At 35.0% G+C, this 25,201-nt stretch carries 22 protein-coding genes; 9 read left to right on the top strand and 13 right to left on the bottom strand.

The window, feature by feature from the left end; all coding sequences use genetic code 11:
• Nucleotides 1-15: 15 nt before the first annotated feature.
• From F6U93_RS03055 to panC, 4 genes are all read right to left on the bottom strand, one after another.
• Nucleotides 16-1,164, bottom strand: coding sequence for an alpha/beta hydrolase (locus tag F6U93_RS03055; protein ID WP_150936700.1), 1,149 nt, complete (start codon nt 1,162-1,164; stop codon nt 16-18).
• 98 nt (nt 1,165-1,262) lie between these two features.
• A complete protein-coding gene (locus F6U93_RS03050; RefSeq protein WP_394349741.1) occupies nt 1,263-2,174 on the bottom strand; it encodes a lysylphosphatidylglycerol synthase transmembrane domain-containing protein in 912 nt (303 codons plus the stop codon).
• Nucleotides 2,175-2,226: 52 nt separating this feature from the next.
• Nucleotides 2,227-2,577, bottom strand: coding sequence for an aspartate 1-decarboxylase (gene panD, locus F6U93_RS03045; RefSeq protein ID WP_150936696.1), 351 nt, complete (start codon nt 2,575-2,577; stop codon nt 2,227-2,229).
• 13 nt (nt 2,578-2,590) lie between these two features.
• Nucleotides 2,591-3,442: a pantoate--beta-alanine ligase gene (panC, locus tag F6U93_RS03040; RefSeq protein WP_150936694.1), complete on the bottom strand. Its 852-nt coding sequence runs from the start codon at nt 3,440-3,442 to the stop codon at nt 2,591-2,593.
• Between the two features lie 188 nt (nt 3,443-3,630).
• Here panC and F6U93_RS03035 point away from each other — a divergent pair, with 188 nt between their 5' ends.
• The 5 genes from F6U93_RS03035 to F6U93_RS03015 all read left to right on the top strand — a co-directional run bounded on the left by F6U93_RS03035 (nt 3,631) and on the right by F6U93_RS03015 (nt 12,659).
• Complete coding sequence (locus tag F6U93_RS03035; protein WP_150936692.1) at nt 3,631-4,440, top strand: glycogen/starch synthase; 810 nt, start codon at nt 3,631-3,633, stop codon at nt 4,438-4,440.
• Between the two features lie 22 nt (nt 4,441-4,462).
• Nucleotides 4,463-6,175 (top strand): DUF4270 domain-containing protein, encoded by a 1,713-nt coding sequence (locus F6U93_RS03030; RefSeq protein ID WP_150936690.1) that lies wholly within the window; start codon nt 4,463-4,465, stop codon nt 6,173-6,175.
• Between the two features lie 129 nt (nt 6,176-6,304).
• On the top strand, nt 6,305-8,158 hold the full coding sequence (gene glmS / locus F6U93_RS03025; RefSeq protein ID WP_150936688.1) for a glutamine--fructose-6-phosphate transaminase (isomerizing): 1,854 nt from the start codon (nt 6,305-6,307) through the stop codon (nt 8,156-8,158).
• 198 nt (nt 8,159-8,356) lie between these two features.
• Entirely contained in the window at nt 8,357-11,161 is a 2,805-nt protein-coding gene (locus tag F6U93_RS03020; RefSeq protein WP_150936686.1) for a TonB-dependent receptor, read from the top strand.
• A gap of 10 nt (nt 11,162-11,171) precedes the next feature.
• Nucleotides 11,172-12,659, top strand: a complete 1,488-nt coding sequence (locus F6U93_RS03015; RefSeq protein ID WP_150936684.1) for an SGNH/GDSL hydrolase family protein — start codon at nt 11,172-11,174, stop codon at nt 12,657-12,659.
• 115 nt (nt 12,660-12,774) lie between these two features.
• Here F6U93_RS03015 and F6U93_RS03010 read toward each other — a convergent pair whose 3' ends face one another.
• From F6U93_RS03010 to F6U93_RS03000, 3 genes are read right to left on the bottom strand one after another with little or no spacing between them, the layout of a single operon-like run.
• Entirely contained in the window at nt 12,775-13,443 is a 669-nt protein-coding gene (locus F6U93_RS03010; RefSeq protein WP_150936682.1) for a bifunctional 4-hydroxy-2-oxoglutarate aldolase/2-dehydro-3-deoxy-phosphogluconate aldolase, read from the bottom strand.
• A gap of 18 nt (nt 13,444-13,461) precedes the next feature.
• Nucleotides 13,462-14,679, bottom strand: coding sequence for a 6-phosphofructokinase (locus F6U93_RS03005; protein WP_150936679.1), 1,218 nt, complete (start codon nt 14,677-14,679; stop codon nt 13,462-13,464).
• A gap of 44 nt (nt 14,680-14,723) precedes the next feature.
• Nucleotides 14,724-15,770, bottom strand: coding sequence for a sugar kinase (locus F6U93_RS03000; RefSeq protein ID WP_150936677.1), 1,047 nt, complete (start codon nt 15,768-15,770; stop codon nt 14,724-14,726).
• A gap of 115 nt (nt 15,771-15,885) precedes the next feature.
• Here F6U93_RS03000 and F6U93_RS02995 point away from each other — a divergent pair, with 115 nt between their 5' ends.
• Nucleotides 15,886-16,947 carry a LacI family DNA-binding transcriptional regulator gene (locus F6U93_RS02995; protein ID WP_225312527.1) on the top strand — a complete coding sequence of 354 codons (1,062 nt, stop codon included), beginning with the start codon at nt 15,886-15,888 and terminating at the stop codon, nt 16,945-16,947.
• Between the two features lie 356 nt (nt 16,948-17,303).
• Here F6U93_RS02995 and F6U93_RS02990 read toward each other — a convergent pair whose 3' ends face one another.
• The 5 genes from F6U93_RS02990 to F6U93_RS02970 all read right to left on the bottom strand — a co-directional run bounded on the left by F6U93_RS02990 (nt 17,304) and on the right by F6U93_RS02970 (nt 22,799).
• Nucleotides 17,304-17,891 (bottom strand): outer membrane beta-barrel protein, encoded by a 588-nt coding sequence (locus F6U93_RS02990; protein ID WP_150936676.1) that lies wholly within the window; start codon nt 17,889-17,891, stop codon nt 17,304-17,306.
• A gap of 11 nt (nt 17,892-17,902) precedes the next feature.
• Entirely contained in the window at nt 17,903-18,544 is a 642-nt protein-coding gene (locus F6U93_RS02985; RefSeq protein ID WP_150936674.1) for a DUF4136 domain-containing protein, read from the bottom strand.
• Nucleotides 18,545-18,700: 156 nt separating this feature from the next.
• Nucleotides 18,701-20,491: a ribonucleoside-diphosphate reductase subunit alpha gene (locus tag F6U93_RS02980; RefSeq protein WP_150936672.1), complete on the bottom strand. Its 1,791-nt coding sequence runs from the start codon at nt 20,489-20,491 to the stop codon at nt 18,701-18,703.
• Nucleotides 20,492-20,493: 2 nt separating this feature from the next.
• A complete protein-coding gene (locus F6U93_RS02975) occupies nt 20,494-21,768 on the bottom strand; it encodes a ribonucleotide-diphosphate reductase subunit beta (RefSeq protein ID WP_150936670.1) in 1,275 nt (424 codons plus the stop codon).
• A gap of 467 nt (nt 21,769-22,235) precedes the next feature.
• A complete protein-coding gene (locus F6U93_RS02970) occupies nt 22,236-22,799 on the bottom strand; it encodes a DUF3109 family protein (protein ID WP_150936815.1) in 564 nt (187 codons plus the stop codon).
• 202 nt (nt 22,800-23,001) lie between these two features.
• Between F6U93_RS02970 and F6U93_RS02965 the strand changes: the two genes are divergently transcribed.
• From F6U93_RS02965 to F6U93_RS02955, 3 genes are read left to right on the top strand one after another with little or no spacing between them, the layout of a single operon-like run.
• Complete coding sequence (locus F6U93_RS02965; RefSeq protein WP_150936668.1) at nt 23,002-23,595, top strand: MarC family protein; 594 nt, start codon at nt 23,002-23,004, stop codon at nt 23,593-23,595.
• An 11-nt stretch (nt 23,596-23,606) separates the two neighbouring features.
• Nucleotides 23,607-23,810 carry a hypothetical protein gene (locus F6U93_RS02960; protein WP_150936666.1) on the top strand — a complete coding sequence of 68 codons (204 nt, stop codon included), beginning with the start codon at nt 23,607-23,609 and terminating at the stop codon, nt 23,808-23,810.
• Nucleotides 23,810-24,418 (top strand): FAD-dependent oxidoreductase, encoded by a 609-nt coding sequence (locus F6U93_RS02955; protein WP_150936664.1) that lies wholly within the window; start codon nt 23,810-23,812, stop codon nt 24,416-24,418. The genes F6U93_RS02960 and F6U93_RS02955 overlap by 1 nt, the downstream gene beginning before the upstream one ends.
• A gap of 21 nt (nt 24,419-24,439) precedes the next feature.
• On the opposite strand, the gene F6U93_RS02950 is transcribed toward F6U93_RS02955, so the two are convergent.
• Nucleotides 24,440-25,063 carry a hypothetical protein gene (locus F6U93_RS02950; protein ID WP_150936662.1) on the bottom strand — a complete coding sequence of 208 codons (624 nt, stop codon included), beginning with the start codon at nt 25,061-25,063 and terminating at the stop codon, nt 24,440-24,442.
• Nucleotides 25,064-25,201: the final 138 nt, after the last annotated feature.

Genomic DNA, 25,201 nt, shown 5'->3' with positions numbered 1-25,201 from the left:
AAAAAAGTGTAGACATTAATTATAACCGAAATCGGCTTTTATTAAATCGGCTCTATCTATAACTTCGTCTTTTGTAATACCGGCAATTTCATCTAAAGTGTAAGCCGACTGGTACGTTCGCATAGCGCGTTTAGTTTCACCAGTTTCTTCATAAAACCTTCCAATATAATAACCTCCTAGTAAAGTTTCAGGATAAAATTTTCTAGCCATTTTACCTAATTCTTCATAATATTCGTAAGCTTCCTTTTTCTCAATAGCGGCAGCAATCGCTTTAAAATCATTAATCAAAATAGGCTTTTCAACACCTAAGACCTCACTAATTTCTTGGTACTTCTCTTGAAGATACAACACAGGAGAAGTTTCTAATTCTAAAATAACTTCTTGATATTCCTTTTTAGAAATAGGCTGATATATTTTAAACATTTTTTCTAAAGCCACAGGAATCGCACTAGTAGGCACTGAATAATGCGAAGGATCTTTAAAATTATTAAAATTATAAACGAGCATATCATTTTCAACGGCTGAAATATCAGTATCCAATGCATCAGTCATTCCTTTTATAGACTCTGTATCATTATCGGTATTAGCCAAGTAATAGAATGTTTTAGACTGCACTTTACCTATGGCCTCAGGAAGATACTCTAACATGTTAGGTGCTAAATCTGGACTAATAGCTACATAAGATTGAAATAAAGGTTGGGGCTTTAATAAATAGTAATTAATAAAATTAGCCGATTCACTGTGCCCTATAACTGCTTTAAAACGACCTGTGCCATATTTTTTTTCTATATGTGGAATAAGCTCTAAACCAAGAAACTCAAAAAAAGCAGCACCAGTATCTATTGGCAATGAGTTTTGCTCAGAGTACATACAATCATCATAACGTTTATTTAACTGATTCACACCAACAACAACTGCAGGTGGCATATCTTCCCAATAAGAGAAATAATCTACATTTCCGGCAACAGCCTCAAACATATAATCTGCATCTAGAACAAGAATTAACGGATAGCTTTTGTTTTCCTTATCATAATTCCGTGGTAATTGAATTTTCAATTGGCGATCCTCCCCTAATTTCGCAGAATGAAAGTTTTGATATTTAACTTGCGCCCCTATATAAGTGCTTGATATGGTAAACAATAAAATAAAAAGTAGGTGTTTCATCTTAAATATTTGGTTTTTGGTTCGATTGGCCAAGGTAATAAATTAACCTAGAGTTTAAAAGCAAAGTTTTACGAAGTACGGCTTACTCAAAAAGGAACTTACTTTTTGCTTATACGATTGTAAATAGGAAGATATAATAAGGACAAACCACCGCAGACAATAATAACAAGGGTTTGAGAAGCCCACATAATCCAACCATAAGCAATACTTGGTTCTTCAGGAATACCAAACAATGAAAACGCAGCAAAAACAGCTAAAGGGTAAGACCCGATACCACCGTTGGTAGCAGCAATACTAAAACTTGCAGAAATAAAACCGACTAAAATAGCGCCAGGAGAAACCACACCTAATTCTTTAATAGCAAAAGTGGTTACATAAAACATGAGCACATACATGCCCCAAATAAAAAGGGTATGAAAAATATAAGCCCACTTATTTTTCATTTTAAAAATACTAAGTACACCTTCTATTAATCCGCCTACAAAACTCTTGATTTTCAATGCTATTTTTGAATGACTTCTACTAATAAAAAAAGCAGCTACTATAAATAAAACAACCCCAACAACTATGAGTAATATGATATTGGTGACATTCAATTTTTCAATTAAAAACCCGTAGATAAAATCAAATTGCAAAAAAAGCGTAATTGTCATAATCCCTAACATCACGACCATATCTGCTATACGTTCGGCGACTATTGTTCCAAAGCCCTTTTCAAAAGGCACATCTTCATAATTAGCTAATAATGAAGCTCGTGCAACTTCACCTGCTCGTGGTATCGTATAATTTATCAAGTAAGCAGCAAATACCGCCATAAAACTATTCCCATACTTGATATGATAGCCCATTGGCGTTAACATAAACCGCCAACGATAGGCTCTGGACATGTGGCTTAAAAGTCCTAAAAACATCCCGAAAACAATCCATGTATAATCGGCGTTTCTAGCATAAACCAATAATTTATCAACAGAAACTTTAGACAGGGAGTACCAGATTAAAAAAACTCCCAACAATAGCGGGAGTATGATCTTAAAAAGATTTTTTGTTTTCTGGCTCAAGCGTTTATTTCAACAAATTGGTTGCTTCGTCAGGAAAAACCAAAGCTGGTTTAAACCCCTTAGCTTCTTCAATATCTAAGATAGCATATGTAATTAGTATCAAGGTATCTCCAACAGCCACTTTTCTAGCGGCAGCACCGTTTAAAGTGATTTCTCCAGAATTACGAGGCCCTGGAATACAATAGGTCTCAAGGCGTTCACCGTTATCATTATTAACAATCTGAACTTTCTCGCCTTGTATGATATTGGCGGCTTCCATCAGATCTTCATCAATGGTAATACTGCCTATATAATTGAGTTCTGCACCTGTGCATTTAACTCTATGAATTTTAGATTTTACTACGTGAATTTGCATCTGGCAAAGGTAATTAATTTAGCGCTATATTATCAATAAGTCTGATATCATCGGCATAAACCGCAATAAACGCTCTATATTTTTTAAATTCTATTTTTTTTGTTACGGTTTTCAAGGTGTCTTCATCGGCAATAATGAAATATTCCAACTTCAATAAATCATGCGTATAAAACTGTTTTTCAACCCATTCCATAACTTCAACTGCACTTTCTGTGCCAAATTTAGCTTTGGCAGCTGTTAATGTTTTGTAAATAAATGGTGCGGCTTCTTTATATTCAGGCTTAAGCCTTGCATTACGTGAACTCATAGCTAAACCATTCATTTCCCGATAAATAATACAAGGTACAATATTGACAGGTATGTCATGTTTTTCAACCATTTTTTTAATAATGGCTAACTGCTGAAAATCCTTTTCTCCAAAATAAGCGTTGTCTGGTTTTACAATTTCAAACAAACGTTTTACGATGGTTCCTACACCGTCAAAATGACCGGATCTAAACTTCCCTTCCATTTCATGTTCTAAACCATCGAAATCGAAATGTTGTGATTTTAACTCATCCTCATAAACATCTGTCACAGAAGGAGCATAAACCATGATACGATTTGGGTGAACTTCCTTAAGGAGATTAACATCTGTTTCTAATGTTCTCGGATACTTCTCTAAATCTTCCTTGTTATCAAACTGTGTTGGGTTTACAAAAATGCTTACCACAACTTGGTCATTTTCTAACAAAGCCTTTCTAACCAATTCTAAATGACCTTGGTGCAATGCGCCCATAGTAGGTACGAAACCAACTGATAGATTCTTTGCTTTCACCGCCTCTAGAGCGACCGTAATTTGTTGTTTTTCTGAGTAAACTTCCACGATTTAATATAAAATTAACGGGTGCAAACTTAAGATTTTACAAGCAATTTGCATAAAATTTTGTATTTTTGCGTGTTTTTTATTTTCATTTACTAATAAAGACAACTTTACACCGTTTCAAGATAAGCTTTGAAAGGGGCCGTTATTATGCCATGTAAAGGATTTATAAAGTCAACAAAAACCATCATATGAAAGATAAGAGGATATTGTATGTATCATCTGAAGTAGTGCCCTATTTACCAGAAACCGAAATTTCTTCAATGTCGTTTGAAGCGCCAAGAATGGTAAATCAACAAGGTGGCCAAATTAGAATATTCATGCCAAGATATGGCAATATAAACGAAAGAAGACATCAATTACACGAAGTTATAAGATTATCTGGAATCAATTTAGTCATAAATGATTTAGATATGCCTTTAATTATTAAGGTCGCCTCTATTCCTAAAGAACGTATTCAAGTTTACTTCATTGATAATGATGAATATTTCAAAAGAAAAGCAACTTTAACGGATGAAGCTGGAAAACTTTTCCCAGATAACGATGAACGTGCTATTTTCTTCGCAAAAGGTGTTATTGAAACTGTAAAGAAATTAAACTGGGCACCAGATATTATTCATGTGCATGGTTGGTTAGCCTCTTTATTACCACTATACTTTAAAGAGTATTATAAAGATGAGCCTTTATTTAATGAAAGCAAAATCGTGACTTCAGTTTACAACCAAAGTTTTAGCGGTAGTCTAAACGAAGAAATGATCAATAAAATTAAGTTTGATAATATTGATGACGAAGCCATAAAACCGCTTGAAGAACCAACTTATACAAACTTAATGAAAGTGGCTATAGATTATTCTGACGCCCTAATTATTGGTTCTGAAACAATACCTGAAGACCTTGACGCTTACTTAAAAGCATCAGACAAACCTATTTTAGAATATAAAACAAAGGATGAATTTGGTGAAGCTTATACAACATTTTTCAACGAGACCGTTTTAAGCTAAACATCAAAGTCACTTAAATTTTATGAAAAAGACTATCAAATCTCTAAAGTTTCCTGTTATTTTTCTTCTTTTAGTTTGTGCTTTTATTGCCTGCGATAAAGACTATAGCGTTATAGAAAGTGACGTACTTGGCGACGAAAATTCAGATTTCAACACCAAAGATTCGCTGTGGTCTGTAACCGCCTATAACAAGAAATTAGACTCCCTACAAATAAACAATTTGGGAACTACTTCTTCGGCTGCAACGGCAAGTAATCTGTTAGGTGTATTTAACGATCCTGCTTATGGTTTAACCACAGCAAGTATTGTTTCTCAACTAGTACCTGTTGAGAATTCACCTGAATTTGGTGAAAACCCTGTAGTTGACAGTGTGGTTTTAAACATCCCTTATTTTAGCACAGTAGTTGATTATGATGAAGACAACAATCCAGAATACGAATTAGACTCTTTATTTGGCGATGACACAAAGCCTATCAAACTTACAATTTACAGAAATAATTATTTCTTAAGAGATTTTGACCCATCTCAAGCAGAAAACAACAAACAGAATTATTATTCTAACGGAAGTAATACGGTTAATGCTGCACTAAACGGGACATCGGTTATTAAATTTGACGATCATATTGATAATCTCAATTCCCCTATTTATAGTGAAGCTAGCTTTATTCCAAGTAAAGACGTCGTTATCACTACTGTTGGTGAAGGCGACAATGAAGTTTCAACAAATTCTAGCCCTGCTTTTCGCGTTAAGTTAGATGAAGATTATTGGAAGACTACCATTATCGACATGGAAGGTGACCCAGTATTAGCTAGTGCTAATAACTTTAAAAATTATTTTAGAGGCTTATATTTTAAAGCAGAATCCATTACTTCAGAAGGTAGCATGATCCTTTTGAATATCGCTGCATCTAATGCTAATATAACTATATACTACACCTCTGGGGCAGATGGAAGTCGTCTACAATATAACTATATCATGAACTTCTCAGGTAATATTCTAAACACCTTTGTAAATAATTACAATATTACACTTCAAAACGGAGACAAAACTTTAGGTGATGACAACCTCTATTTGAAAGGTACCGAAGGCTCTATGGCTGTGGTTGAATTATTTAGCGGGAAAGTAGATTGTGACGGTGATGGTGTTTTAGATCTTGATGCCATTGATTGTTTTAAACAACGTTATAGACAACTAGATGATAATGGTAATTATATCAAAGATCCCTTAACCAACAGGTATGAGCTTAAAAAGCTTATCAATGAAGCCCAATTAGTACTCACTGAGGCAGATAATCTACCTAATGGTGGTGACGAAGATTACCACAAGTATGATCGTATCTATGCCTATAGTATAGAAAACAATGCGCCTACTTTAGATTACACCATAGATCCAACAACAAACACCACTGACCCGTTAAATTCAAAAGTCATTAACCTTGGGCAAAGAAATGATGACGGTGTTTTCAAAATTCGTCTTACTCAACATTTAAATAATATCTTATATACTGATTCTATAGCAGCAGAGACCCCTAGAAAAATAGGACTTGTACTTTCTAACAATGTAAACTACATTGATAATGCAGAAATTTTAGATAGTGGTGATGAAGTTTTAGCAGTACCTAGAGCCTCTATTTTAGCTCCAAGGGGAACCATTTTATACGGAAGTAGCCAAAGTGTTATGGATGATGAAAAAAGACTGCAATTAAAGATATTTTCATCTGAAGCTAAAAATTAATTTCAGTGAAGAACCTTTCAGGTGGATTTCATCGTATAAAATGAAGGTTTTGTATAATAAATAATATCGATTAATTATTATTTCACATATTTGTGAGTATTATTAAACTTCGATATCAAATAGATATATATGTGTGGAATTGTTGGGTATATAGGTCCTAGAGAGGCTTACCCCATTGTAATAGAAGGTTTAAAACGCCTAGAATACAGAGGCTATGATAGTGCTGGAATAGCTCTTTTTGATGGCGAAAATCTTAAAGTATCAAAAACCAAAGGAAAAGTAGTTGATTTAGAAGCCATCGCTGAAAAAAACATTACTTTATCAGGAAATGTTGGTATCGGCCATACCAGATGGGCAACTCATGGTATCCCAAATGATGTCAACTCCCATCCACATGTTTCTAATTCTGGTGATTTAGTAATTATTCATAATGGTATTATTGAAAATTATGAATCTATAAAACAAGAGTTAATCACTAGAGGCTATACCTTTAAATCAGATACGGACACTGAAGTTTTAATAAACCTTATAGAAGAAGTTAAAAAACAAGAAAACTTAAAGCTAGGTAAAGCAGTACAAGTCGCATTAAATCAAGTAATCGGTGCTTATGCTATTGCCGTTTTCGACAAAAATAAGCCTGAAGAAATTGTTGTTGCTCGTTTAGGAAGCCCATTAGCCATAGGAATTGGTGACAATGAAGATGAATTCTTTATAGCTAGTGACGCTTCTCCATTTATAGAATACACTAAGAATGCAGTATATCTTGAGGATGAAGAAATGGCCATTATTAGATTTCATAAAGACATCAAGATTCGTAAAATCAAAGATGATTCTGTAGTTGACACTTATGTTCAAGAACTTCAAATTAACTTAGAACAAATAGAAAAAGGCGGTTACGATCACTTTATGCTGAAGGAAATCCATGAACAACCTAAAGCCATTACCGATACTTATAGAGGGCGCTTATTGAGAAATGAAGCTATTATAAAAATGGCTGGTGTTGAAGACAACATGAAAACATTCCTTAATGCCAATCGTATTATCATCGTAGCTTGCGGAACCTCTTGGCATGCTGGCTTAGTTGCCGAATATATCTTCGAAGATTTAGCTCGTATCCCTGTTGAAGTAGAATACGCTTCAGAATTCAGATACCGTAATCCAGTAATTAATGAAAATGATGTCCTTATCGCCATTTCCCAATCTGGGGAAACAGCAGATACTTTAGCTGCCATTAAATTAGCTAAGTCTAAAGGCGCTTTCGTTTTTGGAGTTTGTAATGTTGTAGGCTCATCTATAGCTAGAGAATCTGATGCCGGAGCTTACACCCACGCTGGACCAGAAATTGGAGTTGCTTCAACAAAAGCATTCACAACTCAAATCACCGTATTAACGTTAATAGCCCTAAGACTCGCTAGAGCAAAAGGAACCATAAGTAGTTCAGATTTTAGAACACACCTTTTAGAATTGGAAATGATTCCTAGCAAGGTAGAAAAAGCGCTATTATCGGATGAAAATATCCAAACGATATCAAACATTTATAAAGATGTAGACCACTTTTTATATCTAGGTCGTGGTTATAATTTCCCAGTAGCCCTTGAAGGTGCTCTAAAGCTAAAAGAGATTTCTTATATCCATGCTGAAGGCTACCCTGCTGCCGAAATGAAACACGGTCCGATTGCTTTAATTGATGAAAATATGCCAATCGTAGTGATTGCTACTAAAAAAGGGCATTATGAAAAGGTTGTTAGTAACATTCAAGAAATAAAATCGAGAAAGGGTAAAATTATTGGTATTGTTACCGAAGGTGACACACAGGTAAGAACACTTGCCGACCATGTTATTGAAGTGCCTGAGACTTTAGAGTCTCTTTCTCCGCTACTTACAACTATTCCGTTACAATTATTATCTTATCACATTGCTGTAATGTTGAATAAAAATGTCGATCAACCTAGAAACCTAGCAAAATCGGTAACGGTAGAATAAACTCATAAAATCTATTTTTAAAAGTCATGATTCACAAAAATCATGACTTTTTTTATGTCTGATTTTGACTATTCATCAGTAAACTGAGTGTTTTTTTGCTAAAATACTCTATGCGTGCATAATTTTTTATATTTTTAACAATATGCAATATTTCATTCTTTTGTCTTATATTGTTTTCCTTTTAACTAAACTTAACCAATGAAAAAAAATCTCACTCTCATTTTCTTGTTTGTCAGCTACCTAATTCAGGCACAAACTACAATTACAGGAACCGTAGTAGACGATACAAGTTTACCGATTCCTGGAGCTAATATCATCGTTATAGGTACTTCAGTAGGAACCGTAACAGATTTTGATGGAAACTTTACGCTAACCTATAACCAAGATCCACCATTTTCTCTACAAGCTAGTAGTGTTGGTTTTGAAACCGCTGTAAAGGATATTACGTCTGCAAATGAAGTCATCCATTTTATTTTAATCGAAGGTACCGCCTTAGATGAAGTTGTAATTTCAGCATCACGAACACCAGAACGTATATTCGAATCACCGGTTACGATTGAACGCCTTGGATTAAAAGAAATTAAAAACACAGCTTCTGCTGACTTTTATGATGGCTTAGAAAACCTAAAAGGTGTTGATGTCAATACGAATTCATTAACATTTAAATCAGTTAATACTAGAGGTTTTGCAACCTTTGCAAATAACAGATTCATGCAACTTGTTGATGGCATGGACAACTCAACACCGGCATTAAACTTTCCTATTGGAAATTTAGTAGGTATGACAGAAACCGACGTATTAAGTGTTGAGCTATTGCCTGGCGCCTCTTCAGCGTTATATGGGGCTAATGCTTTCAACGGTATATTATTTATGCGAAGTAAGAACCCTTTTGATCACGGTGGCCTCAGTGCTTCAATAAAAAGAGGTATGACTTCTCAAGAAGCTGCAGGAACCAACCCTTATACCGATGTAAGTATTCGTGCGGCTCACAAGTTTTCTAATAAATTTGCCGCTAAAGTCAATTTCGGCTATTTAGAAGGTACAGATTGGGCTGCAACGAGTGAAGTGGATAGAAATATGCAAGGCGGAACAAGAGAAACGGATCTAAACTACAACGGTATAAACGTCTATGGTGATGAAGTTTCTCAAAATTTAAAGCAAGTAGCCATTCTTTTAGAATCGGCTATTAATCCAGCAACTGGGCAACCTTATTTACCTGCAGGCGCAAGTACTTTAGCACCTTCAGTTGATGTAAGCAGAACAGGTTACAACGAAAAATATTTAACAAACTATGACGCGAAGAGTGTTAAAGCTGACTGGGGTCTATATTACCGTCCGCTAGAAGATGATCTAGAAATTTCCTATGTTGGAAAAGTAGGAACAGGAACTACGATTTACCAAGGTTTAAACCGTTATAATATCGATAATTTTTTTCAAGAACAGCATAAAATAGAAATTCGGAATAGAAACTTTTTCCTAAGAACCTATGTCGTTGCAGATAAAGCTGGTGATTCTTATGATATGGTATTTACGGGAATCAACATCAATAGAGCTTGGAAACCTGATTTAAACTGGTTTGCTGAATATACTGGCACTTATATTCAATCAACTTTGGCAGGCGCAAACGATAGTCAAGCGCATTCTGCAGCCCGAGCTCAGGCAGAAACTGGGAGATATGAACCTGGAAGTCCAGAATACATTGCCGCTTTCAATAAAAGCATAAACGACCCCGACTTAACGACTGGATCTAAGTTTGCTGATGCTTCAAAATACTACCATGCTGATGGTAATTATAATTTTAGTGAACTCATCAAATTTGCTGAAATTCAAGTTGGAGGTTCATTCAGACAATACAATTTAAATTCCTTCGGAACCATTTACACCGATTATGATGGTCCTATTGAATACCATGAATATGGGATGTACACACAAATTCAAAAAGATTTAGAATTAAGTGAAAGCTTAGAATTAAAACTAACAGGGTCTGTTCGTTATGATAAATCGCAGTTTTTTGATGGTTTCTTATCGCCTCGTTTAACAGCAGGATTAACATTAAACAGAAACCATAATTTTAGAGCTTCGGTTCAAACCGGATTTAGAAACCCAACAACCCAAGATTTATTTATAGGATTAGATGCCAGCCGCGCCATTTTAGTAGGGTCTTCACCAGACAACTTAGACCGTTATTCTGGTAATTACGGAGTAAGCGGAAGTGGGCAAAACGCCGGTCAACCAAGTAGTATTACACAAACGGGTGGGGCTGCATATAACAATTCATATTCGGAAGATTCGGTTTTAACCTATAGAACTACTGGAGACACCAATGACCTAGAGGTTGCTAACCCAGACTTAATTCAACCAGAACAGGTGACTTCTGTAGAAATTGGTTATAGAGGAAAACTTGAAAGTTTCACTATAGACTTTAGTGCTTACTATAACAGCTACGATAATTTCATTTCTCAAGAATATGTCATTGCACCTTTATACGGACAGGTTGGTGATAATTCTTTATCAATTGATGCAATTGACAGAGGAGATGATGTCACCTACAACGCTTATACTAACTCTGAAGCTGCCGTAAATTCCTATGGCGCTTCTATTGGAGTTTCAACTAAAATCTTCGGGAATTTTGATTTAGGAGGGAGTTATACTTTTGCTAAGCTCGATTTTGACCAAGAGAAATATCCTGACTTTGCGACCAACTTCAACACTCCTGAGCATAAATTCAAAGCGACTTTTGGAAACACCAACTTATTTAAAAACTTCGGATTTAATATTGCCTATAGATTTAGCGATGACTACTACTGGGAATCTACTTTTGGTGACGGATTAATCCCTGAATACCACGTGGTAGATGCGCAAGTTAATTATACTATTCCAAGTATTAAATCGACTTTCAAATTAGGCGCTACCAACCTTTTGGGTGATGAATACTATACGGCATACGGAACAGGACATATTGGATCTATGTACTATATCTCTTGGACAATTAACAACTTATAAACCAACCATCATGATTAAAACTAAATATATAGGGCTTTTCCTAGCCATACTTGGACTCTCATCTTGTAATTCTCCTGATGATGTAGTTCCACATGTTGATGAAGAAACACTACCTGAATTAACTTCTGGTACTGCAAATTTTGAAAATTATGTGTCGCTAGGTGCCTCATTAACGGCCGGCTATTCCGATTTCGGATTATTTATTGCAGGACAAGAAAATTCATTTCCAAGCATGCTCGCTTCTCAGTTTGAAAAACTTGGAGGTGGTGACTTTACACAACCTTTAGTTGACGATAATACCGGTGGTATTCTTGTTGGAGGCACACCTGTTCGCGGTTACCGTTTAACTTTTAATAGTGAAATACCTGGCCCAGAACCTTTAAATGATTTCCTAGCAGGCTTAGGTGTTCCTGTACCTCCTATTACCACAGAAGCTGGTATTAATATAGGCAGTGACTTCAATAACTTTGGAATTCCAGGAGCAAAAAGTTTTCATTTAATTGCAGCAGGTTACGCTGGAGCTAATCCTTATTATGCTAGAATAGCTTCGGCGCCAACAGCAACGGTAATTGATGATGCTATTGCTCAGAACCCTACTTTTTTCACCCTATCAGACATTGGTGCTGCTGATGTTTTAGGTTACGCCCTCTCAGGTGGTGATGGTACAGACCCCATTACAGACATTGCAACATTCAATAGCTCTTTAGAAATTCTAATTGACAAACTCACAGCTAATGGCGCACAAGGTGTGATTGCTAATGTTCCTGATATCTTAGGCGTTTCACATTTTACCACAGTAACACACAATCCTGTGCCACTAGATGCTCAAACTGCAGCTTATCTCAACAGTATGAATGCTTACGGCGCCTATAACGCTGGTATTGTGCAGGCTTACGCCTATCTTGTAGCCAACACACCACTGACTCAAGAAATGGCTGATGAAGAAATTGCCCAACGTACCATAACATTTTCTGAAGCCCCAGATAATGCTTTAGTCATCGTAGATAAAAACTTAAGAGATTTGACAGTTTTAAATCCGGCATTAATAAATATAAGACAAGCCACAGCTGAAGATCTAGTTTTATTAACAGCTTCATCTGAAATTCCAAACGGTGTAGGCGTATCTACACCTATGGGAGATCACTTGGTTTTAACACCAGAAGAACAAAATAATATTCATGATGCAGCCATGGCGTATAATACGAGTATCGAGTCTCTAGCCAATTCAAATAACTTAGCACTAGCTGACCTAAAAAGTATTTTTGAAGAAGCCTCTACTACTGGTATCAAATTTGACGACTACTTTTTAAACACCGATTTAGTCTTTGGCGGCTTAGTAAGTTTAGATGGTATTCACCTTACGGCTAGAGGTTATGCCTTGATGGCCAATACATTTTTATCAGCCATTGATGAAACCTATGGTTCGAATTTTGTAGCATCAGGGAACCTTATGAAAGCGGGTGATTACCCTACCGCTTATTCCCCAACATTAGAATAAATGAAGTCTTTTGAGAAAGGACCAAATAACCGTACAGAAAACAAAAAGGTAGTGACATCAGTCACTACCTTTTTTATTGTTTGAAGGCCTAAATATAGCCTTGAAAAACGATTTATTATTTTCTCACTGCTTTTACGATAGCAAGAGCATCCTTTACATCTTGCTCCAATTTAGCGTAATCTTTATTAGCAATGATATCTTTAGAAATCAATTGTGATCCCATTCCAACGCAAGTTGCACCGGCATCAAACCATCCTTTTAAATTTTCTTCAGTTGGAGAAACACCACCTGTTGGCATAATACTTGTCCAAGGTTGTGGGCCTTTAATTCCTTTAATGAATTTTGGTCCGTATAAATCTCCAGGGAATAATTTTACGATTTCACATCCTAATTCTTCAGCTCTTGCGATTTCAGTTAATGAACCACATCCAGGAGACCAAAGTACTTTTTTACGGTTACAAGCGATAGCGATATCTTCTCTCAATACTGGAGTTACGATAAAGTTAGCACCTAAAGCCATATATAATGAGGCCGCAGCACCATCAGTTACAGAACCAACACCCATAATCATTCCTGGTAATTCAGCAATAGCATATTTAGTTAATTCACCAAAAACTTCGTGAGCGAAATCACCACGAGCAGTAAACTCCATTAAACGAGCTCCACCATCGTAACAAGCTTTTAATACTTTTTTACTTAGCTCAATATCACTATGAAAAAATAAAGGAATCATTCCAGTATCTTTCATGGCTTGAGCAACTTCTAATCTTGAAAATTGTGCCATTTTATTATTTTTAAATTTTTAATTCCAGTTTAAGATTTTCTTGAAATCATATTTTTCTGGATCTCGTAAATATTGTTTTGCTTTTTCATAATCCTTTTCTTGAATAAAAAACAGGTTATTAATAAAAAGCTGAGCCATATCGGATTCGATATCGACTAATCTTGGTGGAATTTTTCCGCTTTCATCTTCAAAATCCTTTAAAAATAAAGGCGCAATATCACCATTAGAATTTGCACTCACGATACAACCAGAAATACCCTGGTCGAATAGTTTTTTAACACCAATACCTAGTAAGGAACACAGTGTTAAATCGAATGCAATTGGGTTACAACATCTTAATTCGTAACCAAGTTCTACAGGTCTAGTTTTAACTTTTAAACCGATTTCTTTCAGTTTAACCTGTAATAGGTAGTTAAAAATATGTGATTTACTTACGTTTCCTAATTCAGGATGACCGTGATCATCATAAGTAAAATTAATATCGGAATTAATAATTTCTTCTTCATCCATAAAATGAAAAACCCCTTCACTTATTAAGGCTACCCCATATTCAATACCCTTGATCTTACATTTTACAATGGAAGATACAATGATATTAATGAGTTTCTCAAAAGTGATTTTAGTTTTGTTAAACATTTCTGGAATAATCATCATTTGAAAATGACAGGCAGAAGCAATTCCAAAAGCTAAATGTCCAGCCGAGCGTCCCATGGCAGACATTACAAACCAGTTTTCACTGGTTCTAGCATCTTCATAAACAGTATTACCAATTCTAACACCTTCATCTTTTGCTGTATGAAATCCAAAAGTCGGATTTCTGTCTGGCAAAGGCAAATCGTTATCAATAGTTTTTGGAACATGTACATGAGCCACATCGAGCTCTTGTTTCTGAAGATATTTGGTTAACCTATTGGCGGTCGATGCTGTATCGTCACCGCCAATAGTTACCAACAATTTAATTTTATTATTTTTAAAGAAATCTGCTTTAAAATCACTGTCTTTTGGCTTGAATCTACTCATGGTAATGGTAGAGCCACCACGGCTAAAAATACGATCGGCAAGTGCAAAATCAAAAATCTTTACCTCTGGATTGTCAGCAAGTAAGCCTTTAAAACCGTGGTGAACTCCGATAACCCGATAGCCATCTTTCATAAAAGTTTTAGCTATGGTACTTACAACTGTATTAATTCCAGGTGCAGGACCTCCTCCACAGATAATCGCAATAGATTTTTCCATTTTTACTTCTCGTACTTTTAAAATTTAAAAACAGTTATTGTGTATTATCTAGCTACACGTCCAGATGCATCACCGCCCATAAGTTTGTTAACTTCATCAACAGTAACTAAGTTAGCATCACCTTTAATCGTGTGTTTTAAACAAGAAGCAGCAACTGCGAAGTCTAATGCGTTTTGATCGTTATCAGGGTAAGTTAATAATCCGTAGATTAAACCTCCCATGAATGAATCACCACCACCTACTCTATCAACGATATCTGTAATTTGGTATTGACGTGTTTCAATCATTTTAGTTCCATCATATAATACTCCAGCCCATGTGTTATGAGAAGCAGAAATAGAACCTCTTAATGTTGTAATTACTTTTTTAGCTTTAGGGAATTTCTCCATCATTTGCTTACAAACAGATAAGAAAGCTTCCGCTTTAACATTGTGTCCAGCAGTTTGAACTGCAGCACCATCAGGCTTAATTCCAAAGTGCATCTCTGCATCTTCTTCATTCCCTAAAATAACATCACAGTAAGATGTTAATTCTGTCATGATAGACTCTCTATGTGCATCATCACAGAAGTTCCATAATTTAGCACGGTAGTTTAAATCTGTAGAAATAGTAATTCCTTTTGCACTAGCAGCTTTTACAGCTTCTAAACATACTTCAGCAGAACTTTGAGAAATCGCTGGTGTAATACCAGTCCAGTGAAACCACTCTACACCTTCAAAAACAGCATCCCAATCAATCATTCCTGATTCAATTGTAGACATTGAAGAATAAGCTCTATCGTAAACCACTTTAGACCCTCTAGATACAGCTCCAGTTTCTAAGAAATAAATTCCTAAACGTTCACCACCCCAAACAATTTTATCAACACCAACACCTCTTTTACGCATCTCCATCATAGCACACTCACCAATATCATTCTTAGGTAAACGTGTTACAAAATCACAAGAAACACCATAATTAGCCAATGATACAGCTACGTTAGATTCACCACCACCATAAACAACATCAAAATTGTTAGCTTGAGAAAATCTTAAAAATCCTTGAGGAGCTAATCTTAACATGATTTCTCCAAACGTTACTACTTTACTCATTTTTATCTTATTTAATTTTATAAAAAGTACTTTGTTTAAACGTTTAAGCAAGGTGTAAAAAAACATTACAACAGCAACTCATCAAGTTTTGATTATAAAAATTTAAGAATTACCTTTGCTTAAACGTTTAAGCAAAGATATAAAAAAAATAAATATCAAAAAAAAATCGACCATAAAAGATATTGCGAACGTCTTAAACATTTCGCCTGCTGCCGTGTCAAAAGCACTGCATGACGACCCGCGTATTAGTGATAAAACAAAAAAAGCAGTTAGACAGGTTGCTAAAAACTTAAATTACCACCCCAACCATCTCGCCAGTGCGCTTCGAAAAGGCAAAAGCAATTTGGTTGGTATTATTGCTCCTAGAACAAATAGCCATTTCTTTTCTTCTGTTGTTCAAAGCATGGAAGAAGTCTTAAATAAAAAAGGCTATAATATTATCATGACACATTCTAATGAGTCTTATAAAAAGGAATGTGACAATATAGACACTTTGTTATTCACACAAGTTGATGGCATTATTGCTTCAATGGCCAATGAAACCATCAATTTGGACTATTACAATAAAATTAAAACCAAAGGCATTCCTTTAATTTTATTTGATCGTGGTGAAAACGACTTAAACGTAGACTATATAGGTATAGACGATTACAAGAGTAGCCACATTATTGTTAAACATCTTGTAGACCAAGGATGTAAACGTATTGCGCATATTGGAGGCTATAAGCACACCCGAATTTTCAATAACAGGATACGTGGTTATATTGATGCTTTAAGAGAGCATCACCTACCATTAGAAGAAGAATTGCTTCTAGAAAGCAGTTTGAGTATTGAAGATGGAAGAAACAAAATTGAACAACTTTTAAAACTAAAGCATAGACCAGATGCTGTTTACGTTGCTAGTGACTATGCTGCCTTAGGAGCCTTACAGGTCTTGAAAGAAAAAAACATAAGAGTCCCTGAAGACATTGCTTTAGTTGGTTTTGGCAACGAACCGTTTACCGCCATGGTTACACCTTCAATTACAAGTATTAATCAGCACAGTGAAGAAATTGGAAAATTAGCAGCTCAAACTTTTTTAGAACACATGAAGTCGCCCACTATAAAACAAAGCCTCAATAAAAAAATTCTCGACGCGGAACTTGTGATACGCGAGTCCTCAAAGATAAAAGGGTAATACCATTTTAACCATATAAAGTCACATATAATTTGCTTCTTTTTCGTCCATATTTCAATATAAAATAAAACTATAGCTAAGGCTATGCTTGGATTTCCTATTTCATCTGAACAAAAAATAATTCAAATTAAGAATGTGACATTATAAAATTAAATTAGTATACGTCTTAAAAAATATATTTGCACACAAAGGAATCTCTAAAAAACTTATCGGACTAACTGTAATCATTAGGTTTTGACAAGCGTTTAATAACAAAACTAGAAAAAAGATAAACACAAAAAAAAGTTCGCATAAATTATGCGAACCTTTTCTTATTCAATAAATGCTTGTAATTTCTAAATTTAATTACCCATTTTTTAATTACTCCAAACGACTCCAAGTGCAAGACCCATATGAGAAAGTCCTTCTAAATCACTTGAATCAGCAGCGTAATTGTATCTAAATGCAGCACGAATACCAAGACCGTAATCTATTTTGTATTCCAATCCTGCTTCTGGGCGCACACTAAACTGCCATGCATCGTTTTCTGCAGCAAACAACCCGAATTCCTGTTCTTTGTTGTTATACATCACACCAACACCTAAGGAAACGAACGGTTTAATAGTTTTAGACCCATCAAAAAAGTAAGTTCCTGTAGCATAAACAGGTAAACTATTTATATAATTATAGCGATAGGCTGTAATCGTCTCTGTTCCTTCAGTAGTAGTTTGTTTACCTTTTTCATCATAGAATGTTTGTAAACTTACGCTTACTCCAACGCCAATATTTTTATTCAGCATATGTGTAAAATCAAAACCTACTCCTCTAAAACTAGTAGATTCAGTAAAATCGGAGGTTTCACCTGTTGGAAACCCTATAATATAATTCAAACTATATTTTTGTTGTGCCAGCGTTGATAATGAACACATTAACAAACCAACGAGCATCATTAATTTAATTTTCATAGTATCTCTTTTTAATTGTTAAACGGTGGTTGATTAAAAGCTTGGTCTATATTGGTAGTAATTCTGCTAATTATATTAGATTCACCACCTTCAAGCAGTCCATCTAAAGCCCCCAACCATACCACAGGCACTTCGTTATTACTATTAACATCACCAGGAACAGTCATTTGAATAATCACAGAACCCGTGCTATACCCACTAACGTAACCAGGGTAATATGGTGGATAATACCACCCCCAATCTGGCCCATACCATGGGTAATACCAATCCCACCACCAAGGGTTATAAGCTATAAAATTTTGATCAAAAGCACCAGCCAAAATAACAATGTCTGCATTTTCTGGATCTACTTTCGTCCAGCCTAAATCATTTAAGTGACTAGCTATCCCATCTAAAATAGCATCACTATAATCGGGATCAATAAATTCTCTATCATCATCAGAACTTGCATCAAGATCTACAACGGCAATTGGTAAAGAGTAGGTGTAATTGGTACCAAAATTAAAATTAGCCTCGTAGTTGGTGTATACGACATCAAAATCTTCAACGTATTCACCTCCTTCAGGATAGCAGCCGAAGACAAACAAACACAGGCTTGATAAAAAAACTAACCGTTTAAAAAACGTTAGTTGTCGACTTTTAAAATGTTTCATTTTTTAGGGTTTTAGGATTAATAATTAAAAGAATATAGATGTTAAACACCTATATTGTGTTAAAATATTCGTAACAAATATAAAATATATCCCCAAAAAAAAGACGCCTAAAATAACTTTCAGGCGTCTTTTTTGTGATGTGTAACAACTAAGTGGTTATCCTTCGCAGCTAGCACATTCTTTCTTCTGTTTAAATTTTTGAGCTGCATTCATACTGTGTTGATAGTACAATGATTTTAAACCTAGCTTCCAAGCCGTCACATAGATGTTGTTAATATCTTTTACAGGCATATCTGGATGCACAATAATGTTTACCGACTGGCCTTGATCAATATGATTTTGACGATTAGCTGCTTGATAAACAATAGCTAATTGATCGATTTCAGAATAGGTTTTAAACACATCACGTTCATGCTCGGTTAAGAAATCTAAATGCTGCACCGAACCATCATAATCACGTATACTACGCCATACTTCAGGCGTATTTTTACCCTTTTCTTCTAACAGTTCTTCAAGATATGGGTTTTTAATCGTGGTTTTAATTTTAGCGATGTCTTTCACATAAATATTAGACCAAATAGGCTCAATTCCTTGTGAAACCTGACCTAGAATAAACGCAGAAGAAGTTGTTGGAGCAATCGCATTTAAGGTTGCATTTCGTCTACCGTAACCCTTTAAAACTTCTGGCTCTCCATATAATTTTGCCAATTCCTCTGAAGCTTTATACGACTTTTCTTTAATAAGTTTAAAAATCGTACTATTCAATTCATAAGCTTCAGCACTATCAAAACCTAACCTTTTAGACTGTAGTAAAGAGTGCCACCCTAAAACGCCTAATCCAAGTGCTCGGTTACTTTTTGCAAAGTTATAAGCACGCTCCATAAACATAAACGTTTGTCTGTCTTCTAAAACAGAGGAATCTCTATATACTTCAAGTTTCTCAACAAACTCAGTAATAACAGCATCTAAGAAATACACCATAGTCTCAACGGCATCGGTGTCTTTCCACTTATCATAATGTAATAGATTTACTGAAGAAAGTACACAAACAAAAGACCATTGGTCATTTGAAGGAAGCATAATTTCAGTACATAAATTAGAAGCAACAATTTTATGATTATTCTCTTTATAAACATCAGGCGCTTGGTTGTTGGCATGGTCTTTAAAGAAAATATACGGATAACCTATTTCACCACGACGTTGTATGACTTTAGCCCAAATTGAACGTTTATCTACATCGCCATCAATCATTTCTTGCATCCATTTATCAGTTACAGAAACACCATGGGTAAGCTCTTGAATGGAATTCCCTTCGGTGCCAATTTCTAAAAACTCATTAATATCTGAATGCTCTACTGGTAAATATGGAGAAAAACGACCTCTTCGAACAGAACCTTGACTAACCACATCAACCATTTTTTCAAAAAGTTGCATGATATGTACTGCTCCCGAAGACGCTCCATTATTTTTAACAGGCGCACCTCTATGACGTAGATTTCCAAAGTAACCTGAAGTTCCACCTCCTAGTTTAGACATCATACCTACTTCTGATTGGGTGTATAAAATATTCCCCATATCATCAGCAATGTTAGAACCAAAACAACTAATTGGTAAGCCTCTTTTTTTACCAAAGTTAGACCATACTGGCGATGCTAAAGAGAAAAAACCTTCACCCATATACTTGTAAAACTTATCGGCATAACCATCAATTTGCAAAATTTCTTCAGCGCGGTTTGCAATTTCACGAATACGTGCTTCAGGGGAAGTACCATCAGTTAAGTACCCAGATTCTAAAAATTTGCGACTATTTTCAGTAAGCCAATTAAATTCTGGTTCACTTTCTAATTGTGCTGCTTTTTTTAATTGCTCTTTTCGAGCGCTTACCAATTGATCGTGGTTCGTTGCTGTTTCGCTTTGTGTTTCTTGGAGGTTCGTTTGTACTTTCATAATTAAAATAGGTCGTCGCTGGTTATACTTTTTGTTCTTTTACTGTAGTTGATAGAGCGTTTCACAAAGAAATCGCCATGTTTGGTACCAATAATTTCATCATCAAACCATTCGGTTTCTGCTATCAATTTATCATCAACAGTAAACACCTTACCTATACCAATACTTTCTAGGGAATTATTAAATCGGTTTTTAATAAACTCATTAATAACCGCTTTTGGAAGAAATTCTAACTCGCCATCTTCAAAAATCCAATCGATAATATCGCTTTCAGCTTGAAAAGCTTCTTTACAGATCGTTTGAATTTTTTCATTGTATTCTTCTCCAAACCATTTTGGATTCTCTTTCTTAATTATATTTATAATATCAATTCCAAAATCGCCATGAATTTGTTCTTCTTTCGATGTTGCTTCAACCACATTAGAAATTCCTTTCAACATATTTTTATGTTTATTGAAGGCCATAATGATTAAAAATTGCGAGAATAAAGAAACATGTTCTATAAATAAGGAGAACAATAATACCGACTCGGCATACTCTTGAACATTTTCACTTTTAGAATTTTTAAGCGCTGTTTCTAAATAATGCACACGACGCATAATAACAGGCTTCTTTTTAAGTGATTTAAATTCTGCGTTTAATCCCAAAATTTCCAATAAGTGCGAGTATGCATCATGATGACGCACTTCACTTTCTGAAAAAGTAGCCCCTACCGACCCTATTTCTGGTTTAGGCATTTTTTGGTAAATATCACCCCAGAAGGTTTTAACAGCAACTTCTATTTGAGAAATGGCCAACATGGTATTTTTAATTGCCGTTTTTTCGGCCGTGTTTAAACCCGTTTTAAAATCCTGAATATCACTTGTAAAATTAAACTCACTATGGATCCAGTAGGAATGTCTTATAGCATTTACATACTCGTATAATTCTGGATATTCGTAAGGTTTTAAATTAATACGCTTTTCAAAAATATTTGTTTGACGTTTTCTAGCTTGTTCATCACGATAAAGGATATAAGCCTTTGCTGCGTTATGAAAAGCGCTGCTCATGAGTTTATCTTCAACAATATCTTGAACTTGCTCTACTGTTGGCACATAGCGATCATCTACAGCTTTTCTTGCCAAAAGACTTTGAAACACCTGATTAGAAATTGACTCAGCATCTGCTCTAGTTCCATGACTTACAGACAACATGGCCTTTTCAATGGCATTAGTGATTTTTTCTAACACAAAGGGGGTTGTGTCATAATCTCGTTTAATAATTTGGGTAATCTCCATGGTTATGGCTCTCGTTTTGGATTAATTTAATTAAAATAGCAATTGTTAAAATCCCGAATAAAAAACAATCTCATTTAACATGCTAATCAAGGCTCATGGATAAAAAAACCCAAATTAACACTTATAATGTATTAAAAAATGTATTCGGTGAACTCAAAATATATTTTCAACCTGTTTATTCTCAGGTTAAAAAAGTATTGTATTTTTATATTGTTGAGCTTAACAAAGATTGTAAAATGATTGATACGTTTTCATAAAAACTCAGAAACCTTTTCAACAAGTTTTTAACAAACAATAAAACACAGGGGATTTGAGAAGTTTACACAAAAAAAACATTAAACAACTGAAAATAAGACATGTAACTTTTTTTGAGATTTAAAAAGTTTACAAAAAAAATCAGGTTTTAGCAGACAAACCCTTTATTTTAGAGGCGTTTTTGAAGTTTTTTAATAAGTATTTTTAAGCTACTACAAGTCTTCAGCAACCTTTTCTAATTCGGCATACCAGTCTTCACCAAATTTCCTAATCAGTCCTTCCTTTACAAATTTATAAATAGGCACTTGTAATTCTTTACCTAAAGCACAGGCATCATCACAAATTTCCCATTGGTGATAATTTAAAGCTGAAAACTCAGTATAATCTTGAACCCTTACTGGATACAAGTGACAAGATACGGGTTTTTTCCAAGTAATTTCACCTTGATTATACGCTTCTTCAATACCGCAAAGTGCTGTTTTCTTTTCATCGAAAATTACATAAGCACAATCAGCACCATCAATAAGTGTGGTTTCTAGTTCACCATCTTCAGATTCAGTATATGTTCCTTGAACTTCTATAGCATCAATACCTTCCTGACGCAAAAACGGCTTTACCTTCGGATAGATATCGTCTAAAATCTTAGCTTCATCAGCCTCTAGTGGCGCGCCAGCATCTCCTGCGATACAACAAGCCCCTTTACAAGCCGAAAGATTACACAAGAAATCTTTCTTTATTACATCATCTGCAACAATAGTTTTCCCCAACTGAAACATAAAAACACCAATTAAAATAAGGCACAAAAATAGTCAAACTTTACTATAAACTTTTAAGATTATTCGATAATAATGGCATATTTTTGCCGAAAATTCAAAATTAAACGAAAAACCGGTTTTTAATTTAAAATTTAAGTAAAAACACAAAACAATAAAGAATAATTAAACAAACCATTACTAGAAGGTTAACAATTTAAAACTTATGGAACTACATTTCAATTTCAAAGAAATCTTTACAGCCTTTATGATTTTATTTGCTGTAATTGATATTGTTGGAAACATTCCAATCGTTATCGATTTAAGAAAAAAAGCAGGACAAATTCAGAGTGAAAAAGCCTCAATTATTGCGGGTGTTATTTTGATTTTATTTTTATTTTTAGGAAAAAGCATCCTAAACCTTATTGGTATTGATGTCAATTCCTTTGCTGTTGCAGGTGCTTTCATCTTATTTTTCATTGCCTTAGAAATGATTTTAGGCATCACACTCTATAAGCAGGAAGAACAAGATTCTATGACAACTGCGGTATTTCCGCTTGCCTTTCCGCTAATTGCAGGACCAGGTAGTTTAACCACATTACTATCCTTAAGGGCGGAGTTTGCTACCGAAAATATTATTGTCGCGGTATTATTGAATGTTATCATTATCTTTATCGTCTTAAAAACATCGGCTAAAATTGAACGTTTAATTGGCCAAAACGGGATTAACATCATCAGAAAAGTGTTTGGTGTAATCTTATTAGCCATTGCTGTAAAACTATTTGCGCACAATATTAAAGCCTTGTTTGAACTGATATAATATTATTACAGATGAAGATTTTCACCACTATACTAAGCATTCTTGCTGTTGCCCTTATTATTTTCAACTGTACCCAATTGGATTTTAGCGCTCCTTTTGAGGGACAGAGCATGATTGCTATCATTACGATTGTCGCTTCGCTTTGTGTTATTGTTATGATGGCCATTTTAAGAACTTCTAAACGTATTGAAGAAAAAACAAAAGAGCGAAAATAATGTATGATGCTTTAATTATTGGCGGTGGTGCGGCAGGCATGTCCTGTGCCTTAGTTTTAGGTTCAGCTAAAAACAAAGCTTTTGCTAAAAACAAAAGTGTTGGCATAATCATGCATCAAAAATCTTCTCATTTACAAACCGCTTTATTTAATAATGTTTTAGGCTTAGCACCGGGAACAACAGGTGCTTCTATTTTAGAAAGTGGTACCGAACAACTTAAAGAACTTTACCCACAGATTGACCAAATAGAGCATGAAAAAGTTTTAGAAATCACTAAAACCGAACATGGTTACACAGTAAGCACCAACAAAAACACCTACGAAACTAAAATAGCAGTAATTGCCGTAGGGTACACAAATTTAATGACTATTGAGGGTTTAGAATCTTACATTGCCCCACACCCTAGATCAGCGATTGAAAAAGATCGTATTTGGTTAAAAAACACTGACCACCTTATTGAAGAAAACCTTTATGTTGCAGGGACATTAGCCGGGTGGCGCAGTCAGTTTGCTATTGCCTCAGGAAGTGGCGCTCAAGTAGCCACCGACATATTAACGCTCTGGAATGATGGCAAACACACCAAAGTACATGATAAACTGGAATTTTAAAGCTAGTTCTAATAAAAGCAACTACTCATTGCGTAGAAAACCTTCTTTTTCCAACTCTTTCAACTCCTTCTTAGAAAAATAATGAGCTACTTGGTCCATTTTATCCTTATTGCGTTTTCGGGTGTACACCCAACCAAATAAAGGCCCCATAATAGATTTATAAGCAAACCATTTCCCATCGGGATTTTTATCTGATTCATAACGAAAAGCCTTCCATTTACGAATTTTATCATCTACAGTATCAGGCTTCGTCCATTTGCGTTCATCACCAAATCTAGCTTTCCAAACTTTATTAAGTTTATTGATGGTTTGCTGCTTTAAGACATCTTTTTTCGGCTGTACGTAAGTATTAAATCTTGTGATATAGCGTTGTTTAATCGGATTTTCATCAGCCGCAAGCTGTCCGATATATTTTTCTAAATAATGCTCTGGATCATTACTGTGCAAGCGGAAATTGAAGCCTACATTTTCAATTTTACGCATGAGCTCATATCTATTCTTGCTTTTTGCATTAGTTAGAAAAGTCCCTAAACCTCTGCCCTTGTATCGAAACCGGTGATTCACTTGTATTTTAGCACCTGCATTCAAAGCATCTTCTAACAATGCCAACCAGTCACTTTCTGTAAAATTATCCTTGCGATCCATGTTTTAAAATTTAAAGTTAATTTGGGTTACAACAAACCAAAAAATTAATAATCAAGCTCTAGCCCATCATCAACTCAAAATTAGCCTTTTTTTTATACATATTGTTACTATATACGTGATTTTTTAATTGCATCGGCG

This window comes from Pseudotamlana haliotis, assembly GCF_008806375.1.
Lineage (GTDB): Bacteria > Bacteroidota > Bacteroidia > Flavobacteriales > Flavobacteriaceae > Pseudotamlana > Pseudotamlana haliotis.
Note: the sequence above shows the minus strand (reverse complement) of the source record. Positions and strands in the feature narration are given on the sequence as shown.